This window comes from Kitasatospora sp. MAP12-44, assembly GCF_029892095.1.
In the GTDB taxonomy this organism is placed as follows: domain Bacteria; phylum Actinomycetota; class Actinomycetes; order Streptomycetales; family Streptomycetaceae; genus Kitasatospora.
Map to the genome: position 1 here is coordinate 5484486 of NZ_JARZAE010000004.1, position 12358 is coordinate 5496843.

Consider the following 12358-nt stretch of genomic DNA (forward strand, 5'->3'; position numbering starts at 1 on the left):
ACCGAGGGAGACGCACGGCCAGGGCTCCGGGTCCGCCGGGTCCATTTGCTGCGAGTCGCCACCAGGGGTGCGCCCGGGCGCTGATTGCGGCGAACTATGGGAACCCGGGAGCCCGTAGCTCCCGCAGTCTGGCGCCTGCGCGCACGGACCGCTACGTTGGGTGACGTTTTCCAGCTTCCGCGTAGCCGACGGGGACGGAGATTCGCGATGAACAGAGTTTCGACTGGTTCTGGCCAATCTGCTGGCCGTGGTGGCGATTTCAACGGAAATAGCAGCATTCGCCAACTCCGCTGAGGCGGGGCTGCCACCCTGGACGAGCGAAACCCGCCCCAGCTCCCAGCCCGCCCGGACCCGACTGAGCACGGCACGGCACGACACAGCACGGCACGGCACCATCCGCACCAACGCACGACCATCCGGGCGGACCCGCTCGGGTGGACCGCGAGAGGAGAACCCATGTCGCTCGACGTCTCACCGGCCCTATTGGAGAAGGCCGAGCGAGGCGACGTCGACGAGCGGGAGTTCGTCGACTGCGTCCGTACGTCCCTGCCCTATGCCTGGGACCTGATCAGTTCGCTGGTGGCCCAGATGGGGGTCGACGGCACCGGCTTCGCCGACAACCACGTCCCGCCGCCCAGCGAGCAGGCCCGCGGCCAGCTGCTGCGGGCGATGGCGAGTGACGCGATCCGGGGTGCGCTGCAGCGGCACTTCGGCGTCCGGCTGGCCTTCCAGAACTGCCACCGGGTGGCCGTCTTCACCGCCGCGGACGAATCCGAGGAGCGCTTCCGGCGCTTCACCTCCGTTCGCGCCCAACTGCTGAACCAGTCCGCGGAGCTGCGCGACTGTTGATCCGTCATGCGGTCGGCCCCGCACGACGGGGGCCGACCGCCGGGACGGGACCGCGGTCCCGCGCGGCGTCACGACAGCTGCGGCAGCACCTCGGCGCCGAGCCTGGCGATGTTGTGCAGGGTTGCCTCGCGGTCGCCGGAGCCCTCGGCGAGCAGCGCGAAGCGCCGGATGCCGGTGCGCTCGGCGGTGGCCAGCAGCCGGTCCGCGCACTGCCGCGGGGTGCCCACCGCGTGCAGGTCGCAGAGCAGTTCGGTGTACGCGTACGGGTCGCGCATCTTGCGCTCCCGGCCGTCCACCGTGCGATGCGCGCCGAGCCCGTACTCGAACCAGTCGGGCATCGCCCGCAGCAGGGTGGCCCGCGCGGCCGGCCCGCGATCGGCGACCTGGCCGACCCCGGCCGCCACATGCTCGCGCTCGACCTGCGCCAGCCGCTCCTCGCCGCGCCCGCAGGCGCGCCAGGCGGCCCGGTAGGCGGTGAGCATCTGCAGCTTGTCCTCGTCCCCCGAGTGCATCCCGAGCAGCATCGGCAGGCCGCGCTCGGCGGCGAGCCGGACGCTGGCCGGCGAGGTGCAGGCGACCACCACGGGCGGTCCGGCCGGTCCGGCCGACGCGGCACCGGGCAGCAGCTCGGTGCGCTGGCGCGGGAACCGGGGCTTGGCCGGCCGTTCGCGCTCCAGGCCGAGCCAGTCGCGCAGTTCGGCGTGCTCGGGGGCCCGGGCCGGCTCGGCCGCCCGGGGCACCACGGCGACCTCGGGGAAGCTGAACTGCGGCCCGTCCGCCCGCACCCGGGGGTCGCGCAGCCAGCGCAGCAGCAGGTCGAGGCGCTCGGCGAAGCCCTCCTCGAAGGCGGCGATCCCGCTGCCGAAGACCGTCAGGTCGATCCACGGCCCGCCGCGCCCGACGCCCAGCGTGAACCGCCCGCCGGAGGTCAGGTGCAGCAGCGCGGCCTGCTCGCCGAGCGCCACCGGGTGGGTGGTGGAGAGCACGCTGACCGCCGTGCCGAGCCGGATCCGCCGGGTGCGGCCGAGCAGCAGCGCGGCCAGCGTGGCGGCGTTCGGGCAGACGCCGTACGGGACGAAGTGGTGCTCGGCCAGCCAGACCGCCTCCAGGCCGGCCCGCTCGGCGGCCAGCGTGGCGTCCACCGTCCGCTCCAGCACGTCCGCGTGGCTCTGGCCGGGGAACTGCGCCGAGAGCAGGAAGGCGCCGATCCTGATCGCGTCGACGGCCGCCGGGTGGCTGCCGCCGCGCTCGGCGACCGGCCGGGCCGCCGGCGGGGCGCCCACCGGGAGCATCGCGGAGGGCCCCGTGGCCGATGACGCGGGGCCGGTCGCGCGCAGGGGCGGCCGGGCGTCGGCGCCGGGCCGGGTGCTGGTGCTGGTGTTGGTCACGGAAAGCCCTCCTCGGGTGCGCGCAGGCTGTGCGAGCCCCGCCTTGTCACCACCGTGACTAACCCATGTCATGTGCCAACGGCACGCGGATTCCCCAATTTCGCGGAGGAAGGGGTGGTAATGCCACGAAACTCCGAGCCGCCCGGCCCGGCCGTGGTAGAGGAGTTGTAGCGGGCTGTGAGCGACCGGCTCGTCCCCGTACCCTGGATGCCGAATGTGCCCCCGCCGAGAGGTGAACGCCGTGTCTCCCCGTCGCAACCGGATCAGCAGCGCCGACCGGGGCGCCGATCGCGGCGCCGAGCCGCCGGCCCCGCTGGGCGGTTCGCTGCGGCGTACCGAGAACTACCGGGGCGAGGAGTGGGTGGTGCAGACGGTCGCCGGCACGGCCGGCCGTTTCTACCGCTGCCCCGGCTGCGACCAGGAGATCCCGCCGGGGGTCGGCCATGTGGTGGCCTGGCCGTCGTACGGCGCGGGCGTGGACGACCGGCGGCACTGGCACCGCGCCTGCTGGGGCGCCCGCGAGCGGCGCGGTTCGGCGATCCAGCGCGGCCGCGGGGCCCCGAGGTACTAGACACGCCCGGGGGCCCCGCGGCCACAGCGCCGATCAGGCGTCGCGCCGCTTGAGCACCGCGGCTCCGCCGAGCAGCGCCGCCAGTGTCCAGGCGCCGCAGATGAAGAACCCGGCCAGCCAGCCGTACGGATCGCTGGGGGTGGGGAAGACCGTCAGCATCTGCCGTCCGGCGAAGTCCGGGAAGTAGTGCGCGACGTTCTTCACCTTCGGCACCGCCGAGAGGATCGGCGAGAGCAGGAAGAAGAACGGCACCAGCACGCCCAGCGCGAGCGTCTGGTTGTGCAGCATCGCGGTCACCCCGGCGGAGAACAGGCAGAGCATGGTCAGGTAGACCGCCGCCCCGAACACCGCGCGCAGCACGTTCGGCGCGCCCAGCGTGGTGTGGTGGTCGCCCAGCAGCGCCTGGCCGAGGAAGAACGTGACGAACGCCGTCACCAGCGAGACCACCAGCGCCAGCGCCCCGATCACCGCGGACTTGGCGGTGAGCAGCGTGCCGCGCTGCGGTACGGCGGCCAGCGAGACCCGGATCATCCCGCTGCTGTACTCGTTGCCGACCGCCAGCACGCCGAAGACGATCATCGCGATCTCGCCGAGGCCGATGCCGGCCAGGCTGGTCGTGGTGGCGTCGAAGGGGGTGGTCTGGTTCTTGGTGAAGTCCGCGAAGTTGTTCTTGGTGAGCAGCGAGATCAGCGCGCCCAGGCCGACCGTCACCACGAAGGCGAGCAGCAGGGTCCAGACGGTGGAGCGGACGCTGCGGATCTTGGTCCATTCGGACTGCAGGATCGCGGGAAAGGAGCCCATCTCAGTTCGCACCCTTCTGCTGCTTCTGCCGCTTGCCGGCCGGCTGCTGCCAGCCGGCCCCCCACTCGCCCGGGGCGCCGGTCGCGTCGGTGCCCGTCGGCGCGCCCGCGTGGTACTCCACCGCGTCGGCCGTCATCTGCATGAACGCCTCCTCCAGCGAGGCGCGCTGCGGGCTCAGTTCGTGCAGCGTGATGCCGCTCGCGGCGGCCAGTTCGCCGATCTTGACCAGGTCGCCGTCCACCACCTCGTACGAACCCTCGGGCCCGGGCTGGGCGTTGATCGACTGCTGGGCGAGGGCGTCCAGCAGCTGCTCGGGGTGCGGGGTGCGGATCCGCACCGTGGAGCGGGAGTTCTGCGCGATGAACTCCGCCATCGGGAGGTCGGCGAGCAGCCGGCCCCGGCCGATCACCACCAGGTGCTGGGCGGTCAGCGCCATCTCGCTCATCAGGTGCGAGGAGACGAAGACGGTCCGGCCCTCGGCGGCGAGGCGCTTCATCAGGTTGCGGACCCAGAGGATGCCCTCCGGGTCGAGACCGTTGACCGGCTCGTCGAACATCACGATCTCCGGGTCGCCGAGCAGGGCCGAGGCGATGCCGAGACGCTGTCCCATGCCGAGCGAGAAGCCGCGCGAGCGCTTGTTGGCGACCTCGGTCAGCCCGACCAGGGCGAGCACCTCGTCCACCCGGCTGAGCGGGATCCGGTTGCTCTGGGCCAGCCAGAGCAGGTGGTTGTAGGCGGTGCGGCCGGGGTGCACGGCCTGCGCCTCCAAGAGGGCGCCGATGTACTTGAGCGGCTCGCTGAGCGACCCGTAGTTCTTGCCGTCGATGGTGACCCGGCCGCTGGTGGGGCGGTCGAGGTCGAGGATCAGGCGCATCGTGGTGGACTTGCCGGCGCCGTTCGGGCCGAGAAAGCCGGTGACGACCCCCCGCGGCACCTGGAAGCTCAGGCTGTCCACGGCGGTCTTGTCCCCGTACCGTTTGGTCAGCTCGTGCAGTTCGATCATCACTGCTCCCCTGTTGGTTACTCCTCGTCAGATTAGGACACATCAGGCAGTCGGGCGCGCTCTGTGCATCTCCCCAGGCCGCCGCCTACGGTGAGCCGCATGACTGAGCTATCGGTACGGGAGCGTGGCACGGGCACTGCGCTGGTCCTGCTCCATGCATTCCCACTTTCGGCCCGGATGTGGCAGGCCCAGCTGGACACCCTGCCCGGTCCTGACGGGCGCGCGGCGCGGGTGCTCGCCCCCGACCTGCCCGGCTTCGGAGCCACCTCGGCGTCCGGCGCCGCCCCCTCGCTCGACCTGCTGGCCGACGCCGTCGCCGGGATGCTCGACACCGCCGGGGTCGAGCGCGCGGTGGTGGGCGGGCTGTCGATGGGCGGCTATGTCGCGCTGGCCTTCGCCCGCCGCCACCCCGAGCGGCTCGCCGGGCTGCTGCTCGCGGACACCAAGGCGAGCGCCGACACCGAGCCGGCCCGGGCCAACCGCGAGCGGATCGCGGCGGCGGTGCTGGCCCGCGACAGCGTGCGGCTGCTCGCCGAGGAGAAGCTGGAGAGCACCCTGCTCGGGCCCGCCGCCGCACCGGAACTGGTCGCCCGGGTAAGGGAGTTGATCGCCGAGGCGACGCCGGCCGGGGTGGCCTGGGCGCAGCGGGCGATGGCGGCGCGCGGGGAGTCCTTCGACGTCCTGGCCGGGCTGCGGGTCCCGGCGGCGGTGCTGGTGGGCGCCGAGGACGCGCTGACCCCGCCGGCCGACGCGCAGGCGATGGCCCAGGCGCTGGCGGACGCGCGGCTGACGGTGCTCCCGGGCGTCGGCCACCTCAGCGCGCTGGAGGACCCGGCGGCCTTCGACGCGGCCGTCCGCGCGCTGCTGCGCCGGGTGGGCTGAGGGGAGAACAGAACGGGCCCCCACCGAGTCGGTGGGGGCCCGCTGAGAGTGCTACGCGTCAGCGCGACTGCTGGGCGGGGACGCCCAGGGCGTCGTCCGTCGGCAGCGTGGCGGCGGCCACGGCCGCGCCGGTCAGCGTGGCGAGCATCTCGCGCACGTTGGTCAGCTGGGCGTTGATGCTGTCGCGGCGGTTGGTGAGCGCCGCCAGCTCGCGCTCGGACTCGCTGCGGATCCGGTCGGCCTTGGCGTTGGCGTCGGCCACGATGTCCTCGGACTGGCGCTGGGCCGTCTCCACCGTCTGGCGGGCGCGGCGCTCGGCGTCGGTGCGGAGCTTCTCGGCCTCCAGGCGCAGCTGCTCGGCCCGGTGCTCGATCTCGGCCAGACGCTTCTCGGCCTTGGCCTGACGGGCCGCCAGGTCGCGCTCGGACTGCTCGCGGCGCTTGGCCAGGTTGGTCTCGAACTCCAGCGCGGCCTGGGCGGCCTTGGTGCGGGTCTCCTCGAAGAGGGCGTCCGCCTCCTCGCGCTTGTTCTGGGCGTCCTTGTTGGCCTCGGTGCGCAGCTGGGCGCTGTCGCTCTTGGCCTTGTCGACGATCCGCAGACCCTCGTCCTCGGCCTTCGCCTTGCGGTCCTTGGCGTAGTTCTCCGCCTCGGAACGGACCTGCTGGGCGGCCGCCTCGGCCAGCTCGCGGTGCTGCTCGGCGGCGCGGTGGGCCTCCTCACGCAGGTCCTTCGCCTCCTCCTCGGCCAGCCGCAGGATCTTCTCGACCCGGGCACCCAGACCGGCGTACGAGGGCTCGGCGTCGCTGACGGCGGCCTGCGCGCTCTGGGTCTCCAGGTGGAGCTCCTCGATGCGCTTCTCCAGCGCACCGATGCGGGTCAACGCGCTGTCACGGTCGGCCACCAGCTTGGTGATCCGCTCGTCTACCTGGGCGCGCTCGTACCCACGGCGCACCAGGTCGAAGCCGTGAGGGGAATGACTGTCGCTCATGGGGTTCTGGGCTTCCTGTCGTCAAACCGCTGAGGTGGTTGAGGGAATCCTGACACGTTACCGGAGTGTCTTCGGCAAAAAGCCTATGGCGAACGGACAATGTCCGCTCAATCGGGTGGTGTCCCTCCCGACCTGCCACCACTCGAACGAGGGGCGCCCACTCCAGCGCCCGCCTTCGAGCCCCCGTTGCTGTTCTTTCCACCGCCGGACCCGCTGCCGGAGCCGCCGGTCTCCCGGGCCGTCGCCTGCTGCACCGGTGAGGGTGCCTCAAAGGCCTCCAGCGCGGAGAGCACATCCTGGACCCGAGAGATCTCGGTGTTGATGTCCTTGCGCCGGCGCACCAACTCGTCCAGCTCGCGGCGGCCGTCGTCGGTCACCCGCTGCGCCTCGGCACGGGCTTCGGCGCGCACCCGCTCGGCCTCCTCGGTGGCCAGGCGCAGCTGCTCGTCGGCGTTCTCCTCGGCCGAGCGCAGCCGCTTGGCCGCCTGGGTCGACGCCGCCTCGATCTGCTCCTCGGCCTCCTCCTGAGCCGCCTTCAGCCGGTTCTCGGCCTTGGCGATCAGCTGCTCGGCCTTGGCGATGGCGTCGGAGAGCTTCTGCTCCGCCTTCGCCGTGGAGTCGGCCAACTTCTGGTCGGCCTCCTTGAGCAGGCCCTCGGCCTTGCGGACGGCGGCGATCCGTACCTTACTGGCCTCGGCCGAAGCCTCCGACGTCAGCTCGGAAGCCCGCTCCTCGGCGGCCGCCACCAGCGAGGCCGCCAGCTCCTCGGCCTCGACCACGGCGGTGACCGCCTGCTCCTCGGCCTCGGTCAGCTGCTCCTGAGCCGCCGTCACCAGGGCGTCCACCCGCTCGCCGGCCGACTTCATGGCCTGCGCGTTCTCCTTGCGGGCTCGCTCGTGCAGCGCCTCGATCTCGGCGTCGGTCCGCTCGCGCAGCTCCTCGGCGCGCTCGCGGATCGCGGTGGAGTCGCGGCGGGCCTCGGAGAGCATGGCGTCGGCGTCGGCCCTGGCCCGCTCCACCTCGGCCTGCCCGGCCGCCTCGCCGGCCGCGACCAGCCGGTCGGCCTCCTTGCGGGCGGCGGCCACCATGGCGTCGGCCTGCTCCTCGGCGGCGGCGGTGGTGGCCAGCGCGGTGCTCTGGGACTCCTCGCCGAGCGCCTCGGCGTCGGCGAAGGCCTTCTCCAGGACGGACTGGGCCTGCGCGCGGGTGGCCGAGTCGTACTGCTCGGCCTGCTCGCGGGTGCCCACGTCGTAGGCGTCGGCGCGAGCCCGGGTGGAGACCTCGTACTCCTCTGCCAGGGTGCGGGTGGCGGAGGCGAACTCCTCGGCCTCGGTGCGCAGTCGGGCGGCGTAGCGCTCGGCCTCGGCGACCGCGGCGGCGCTGCGCTCCTCGGCCTCGGCCAGCGTGCGGGCCGCCTCGGCCTCGGCCTCGGCGCGGTGGCGGCGGGCGTCCTCGTCGGCCTGCCGGCGCTCGGCGTTGGCCTCGGTGCGCAGCTGGGCGTCGTACTCCTGGGCCTCGGCGGCGATCCGGCCGGCCTCGGCCTCGGCCTCGGCGCGGGTACGGGTGGCGTACTCCTCGCTCTCGGCCTGCAGGTGGGCGGCGTACTCGTCGGCCTCGGTGCGGACCTGGGCGCTGTACGCCTCGGCGTCGGCCGCCGTACGGGCCGCGGTGGCCGCGGCCGCCTCGCGCTCGGCCTCGGCCTCGGCGGCGGCGCGCTCGCGCAGCTCGGTGCTCTCGCGCTCGGCGGTGGCGCGCAGTTCGGCGGTGTCGCGGTCGGCGCTCTCGCGCAGCTCGGCGTCGTAGCTCTGCGCCTCGGCCTGCACCCGGGCCGCCTCGGCCTCGGCGTCCTCGCGCAGCCGGGCGCTCTCGCGTGCGGCGTTCTCGCGCAGCTCGGCCAGCTCCAGCTCGGCCAGCTCGCGGGTGTCGGCGGTCTCCCGCTCGGCGCGCGCGATGAGCTCGGCGACCTGCTGGGAGGCGCCCTCGTGCATCCCGGCCACGGACTGCCGGACGGCTGCCGCCTCGTCCTCGGCGGTGCTGACCAGCTCGCTCGCGCGGGCGGTCGCGGCGGCGCTGACGCCGGCCGCCTCCAGGCGGGCCTGCTCCAGCTGCTCGGCGGCCTCGGCGGTGAGGCGGGCGGCCTCCTCGGCGGCGGTGGTGCGCTCCTGGGCCGCGGCGGCGCGCAGCTCGTCGGCGGTGGCCTGCGCCTCGGCGGTGAGCTGCTCGGCGGCGGCCTGCGCGCCGGCGGTCAACTCGTCGGCGGTGGCCTGGGCGTGGCCGGTGACCGCTTCGGCGGCCGCCCGGGTCTCGGCGGTGAGGGCGTCCGCGGCACTCTGCGCGGCACCGGTCAGCGCCTCGGCGGCGGCCTGCGCCTGGGCGGTCAGTGCGTCGGCGGCGGCCTGGCTGCGGGCGGCGAGAGCCTCGGCGGCGGCGGTGGACTCGGCGTGCAGCTGCTCGGCCGCGGCACGCGCCTCGCCGCGCAGCGCCTGCGCCTCGGCGGCGGCCTCGCTGCGGGCGGCCTCGGCGGCCGCGTCGGCCAGTTCCAGCTGCTCGGCGGCCTGGGTGCGGACGGCCAGCGCCTGCGCCTCGGCCTCGGTGCGGACCCGGTCGGCCTCGGCCTCGGCGCTCTCGCGCAGTGCCTGGGTCTCGGCGGCCGTCCGCTCGGTCAGTTCGGTGGCCGCGATCCGGGCGGCCTCGCGGGCGGCCTGGGCCGCCGTCAGCTGCTCGGCGACCTGCTCGCGCTCGCGCAGCAGCGCGGCGGCGGTCTCCTCGCTCGCCCGCCGGCTCTCCTCGCGCAGCGCGCCCGCGACCGCCTCGGCCTCGGCCCGCAGCTGCTCGGCGGCGGCCTGTGCCTCGGCCTGCAGCCGCTCGCTGAGCGCCCGCGACTCGGCCTCCCTGGCCTCGGCGGCGGCCTGCGCCTCGCTCTGCAGCGCGCTCGCCTCGGCCTGCGCCTCGGCCCGTACGCGCTGGTCGAACTCGGTTGCCTCGCGGCGCAGTTCGGCGCTGTCCCGGTCGGCGGCGGCACGCGTCTCGGCGGCCGCGGCCTTGGCGGCGTCAAGCGCCTCACTGCGCTGCTGCTCGGTGGCGGTGGCCAGCTTCTCGGCCTCGGTGCGAGCCCGGTTGAGCATCTGCTCGGCCCTGGCCTGCATCTGCGCGACCTGCTCCTTGGCCTCGGTGCGCAGTCGATCGACCTCGACGCCGGCGCCCTCGCGCAGCTCGTCCGAGTCGGCCTTGGCCTTGGTCAGCAGCTCCTCGGCGTTCTTCGCCGACTCCTCTATCTGGACCACGGCCTGCCGGCGGGCCTCGCCGCGCACCTTCTCGGCGTCGCGGGCGGCCTGCGCGCGCAGCTCCTCGGCCTCGGCGCGCAGCCGGGCGGCCTCGTCCTGCATCTGCTCCATGCGGGCGCGGATCCCCGCGGCGTCGTCCAGCGCGGCGTTCTGCGCCTGCTCGACGGACTCCTGCGCCTGGTCGCGCAGCTGCTTCGCCTCGGCGGCGGCCTCGCTGCGGATCCGCTCGGCCTCGGCGGCCGCCTCGGCGCGGGTCGCCTCGGCGTCCTGGCCGGCCCGGGAGAGCGCCTCCTCGGCGCTCTTGGCCGCCTTGGCGAGATGCATGGTGGCGTCCTTGGCGCCCTCGGCCCGACCCTGCTCACGGGCGTCGGCACGCAGCGCCTCGGCGGCGGCCTCGGCCTGCGCGCGCATCTCGGCGGCCTCGGCCTGGGCGGCGGCGCGCAGCTCGGCGATCGAGGCCTCGGCCTCCTGCCGCAGCTGGGTCGCCACGCTCTGGGCCGCGCCGCGCAGCCGCTCGCTCTCCTCGGCGGCGGCGGCCTTGGCGGCCTCCGCCTCGGCCTGGGCGTTGTGGGCGCGGGCCTCGGCCTCGGCAGCCGTGGCCTTGATCCGCTCGGCCTCCTTGGTGGCGGTGGCCACCATCCGGGCCACCTCGGCCTTGGCGGTCTGCGAGCGCTGCTCGCCGGCCGCCTGGCCGTCGGCCTCCAGCCGCTCGGCGGCGGCGGCCGCCTCGGCCTGCAGCTGCTCGGCGGCCAGGGCGGCCTGCCGGCGCAGCTCGGCCGCCTCCAGGCGGGCGCGCTCGGCCTCGGCCCTGGCCTCCTCGCGCATCCGCTCGATCTCGCCCTGGGCCTGGGCGAGGGCCGCCTCGGCCTGCGCCTGCGCCTCGGCGGACTGCTGCTTGAGCCGCTCGATCTCGGTCTGTGCGGCGGCCAGCTGCTGCTCGGCGGCGGCCTGCGCCCCGGCGAGCTGCTGCTGGGCCTGGTTGGCGGCGCTGCCGCGCAGCTCCTGCGCCTCGGCGCTGGCCTGCTGCGCCTGCTGGGAGGCGGCGTGGAGCAGCCGTTCGGCGTCCTTCTGTGCGCGCAGCAGGGCGGCCTCGGCCTGCGCCTGGGCCTCGCCGCGGGCGGCGTCCACGTCGGCGGCGGTCTGCGCGCGGGCCTGGTCGGCGAGGGCGGCGGCGGAGGCGCGGGCGGCGGCGACCAGCCGCTCGGCCTCGGCCTGGGCCTCCTGCAGCAGGCGCTGGGCCTCCTGCTCGGTGCCGGCCCGGGTCTGCTCGGCCCAGTTGACGTTCTCGTTGACGTGGCGCTCCGCGCTGCGGCGCAGCTCGGAGAGCTCCTCGTCCATCTGCCGGCGGCGGGCCTGGAGCTCGGCCTCGATCCGGGCGGTGCGCTCGGCGGCCTCGGCCATCAGCCGCTGGGTGGCCGCCTGGGACTCGCGCAGCTGGCGCTCGGCGGTCTCGCGCAGTTGCTGGGCCTGGAGTTCGGCGGTGCGCAGGAGCTGCTCGGCCTGGCCGGAGACGGCGTCGAAGGCGCGCGGCTGCGCAAGCTGCCGACGCGATTCGTGCAGCTTGGCCCGGAGCACCTCCACCTGATAGGCGAGGTCCTCGGCATGCTCGGCGGTCTTGTCCCGCTCCTTGCGAAGCCGGTCCATCTCGGCTTCGAACTGGGAGAGGTGATCATCAACCTCGTAGCGGTCGTTGCCCCGCACTCCGCGGTCCCATCCATCTCCTGGTCGGCGTCCTCGACCCGCGCGGCCCGAACACCGGCCTCGGGGGAGGCCGGCCGCGCTGGTCCTTGCATCCGCGGGCAGTCCCGGACGGGACCGGGACTCGGACGCCCCCTGCGGGGACGTCCGCCACGGTCGGAGTCCGGGCAGGTGGCGCGCGACTGTGACCGCGCTCCGCCGACCGGGTGGACTCCTGGGCGAACTCTTGCCTTCTGGAGAATGGTGACAGATCCGAACAGCGGCCGTTCAGCCGTGCCCCGGATACGGACTCCCCTACGACCGGGACCGGCTGTCAGTGACCAGCCTTCCCCGCCCTTGGCCGTGCGTGGTGCCCCGCTGCTCGCGGGGCCGTCACGCACCTGGGCATTGTAGTGGGCCAAAGCGTGAGTTTGACCGCCGAGGCCGGTACTCGCGCAGGTTACCGGCCGGTCAGTGCTCGGCCGCCGGCTCCGCGGAGGTGACCAGCTCGGTCAGCACGCCGCCGCAGTCCTTGGGGTGCAGGAAGGTGATCCGCGAGCCCATCGAGCCGATCCGCGGCTCCTCGTAGAGCACCCGGACGCCCTTGGACTTGATGTCCGCGGCGTCGCCGTCGACGTCGGCGGTGCCGAACGCGATGTGGTGCACGCCCTCGCCGTTCTTGGCCAGCCACTTGGCGACCGTGGAGTCCTCGCGGGTCGGCTCGAGCAGCTGGAGGTAGGAGGCGCCGCCATCGCCGGTGTCGTTGATCTTGAGCATGGCCTCGCGGACGCCCTGCTCCTCGTTGACCTCGCTGTGGTACACCTCGAAGCCGTACGTGGCACGGTAGAACTCGACGGTCTTGTCGAGGTCGAAGCAGGCGATGCCGATGTGGTCGATCCGGGTCAACACGGGGGC

General features: G+C 74.4%; 9 protein-coding genes. 3 read left to right on the forward strand and 6 right to left on the reverse strand.

All coding sequences use genetic code 11. The features are described 5' to 3' along the window. Positions 1 to 456: 456 nt before the first annotated feature. Positions 457 to 849 (forward strand): SCO5389 family protein, encoded by a 393-nt coding sequence (locus P3T34_RS25390; RefSeq protein WP_280668352.1) that lies wholly within the window; start codon positions 457 to 459, stop codon positions 847 to 849. 68 nt (positions 850 to 917) lie between these two features. On the opposite strand, the gene P3T34_RS25395 is transcribed toward P3T34_RS25390, so the two are convergent. Continuing rightward, positions 918 to 2063 carry an LLM class flavin-dependent oxidoreductase gene (locus P3T34_RS25395; RefSeq protein WP_280672378.1) on the reverse strand — a complete coding sequence of 382 codons (1146 nt, stop codon included), beginning with the start codon at positions 2061 to 2063 and terminating at the stop codon, positions 918 to 920. Positions 2064 to 2478: 415 nt separating this feature from the next. On the opposite strand from P3T34_RS25395, the gene P3T34_RS25400 reads away from it, so the two are divergent. Then, positions 2479 to 2808, forward strand: a complete 330-nt coding sequence (locus P3T34_RS25400; protein WP_280668353.1) for an ATP/GTP-binding protein — start codon at positions 2479 to 2481, stop codon at positions 2806 to 2808. A gap of 33 nt (positions 2809 to 2841) precedes the next feature. On the opposite strand, the gene P3T34_RS25405 is transcribed toward P3T34_RS25400, so the two are convergent. Beyond that, positions 2842 to 3609 (reverse strand): ABC transporter permease, encoded by a 768-nt coding sequence (locus tag P3T34_RS25405; RefSeq protein ID WP_280672380.1) that lies wholly within the window; start codon positions 3607 to 3609, stop codon positions 2842 to 2844. A 1-nt stretch (position 3610) separates the two neighbouring features. Further along, positions 3611 to 4612 carry an ATP-binding cassette domain-containing protein gene (locus P3T34_RS25410; protein WP_280668354.1) on the reverse strand — a complete coding sequence of 334 codons (1002 nt, stop codon included), beginning with the start codon at positions 4610 to 4612 and terminating at the stop codon, positions 3611 to 3613. Between the two features lie 99 nt (positions 4613 to 4711). Between P3T34_RS25410 and P3T34_RS25415 the strand changes: the two genes are divergently transcribed. After that, a complete protein-coding gene (locus tag P3T34_RS25415; protein ID WP_280668355.1) occupies positions 4712 to 5494 on the forward strand; it encodes an alpha/beta fold hydrolase in 783 nt (260 codons plus the stop codon). A gap of 58 nt (positions 5495 to 5552) precedes the next feature. On the opposite strand, the gene P3T34_RS25420 is transcribed toward P3T34_RS25415, so the two are convergent. From P3T34_RS25420 to mce, 3 genes are all read right to left on the reverse strand, one after another. After that, complete coding sequence (locus tag P3T34_RS25420; protein ID WP_280668356.1) at positions 5553 to 6482, reverse strand: cellulose-binding protein; 930 nt, start codon at positions 6480 to 6482, stop codon at positions 5553 to 5555. 107 nt (positions 6483 to 6589) lie between these two features. Next, positions 6590 to 11467: a hypothetical protein gene (locus P3T34_RS25425; protein WP_280668357.1), complete on the reverse strand. Its 4878-nt coding sequence runs from the start codon at positions 11465 to 11467 to the stop codon at positions 6590 to 6592. Between the two features lie 447 nt (positions 11468 to 11914). After that, positions 11915 to 12352: a methylmalonyl-CoA epimerase gene (mce, locus tag P3T34_RS25430; protein WP_280668358.1), complete on the reverse strand. Its 438-nt coding sequence runs from the start codon at positions 12350 to 12352 to the stop codon at positions 11915 to 11917. Between the last annotated feature and the right edge of the window lie 6 nt (positions 12353 to 12358).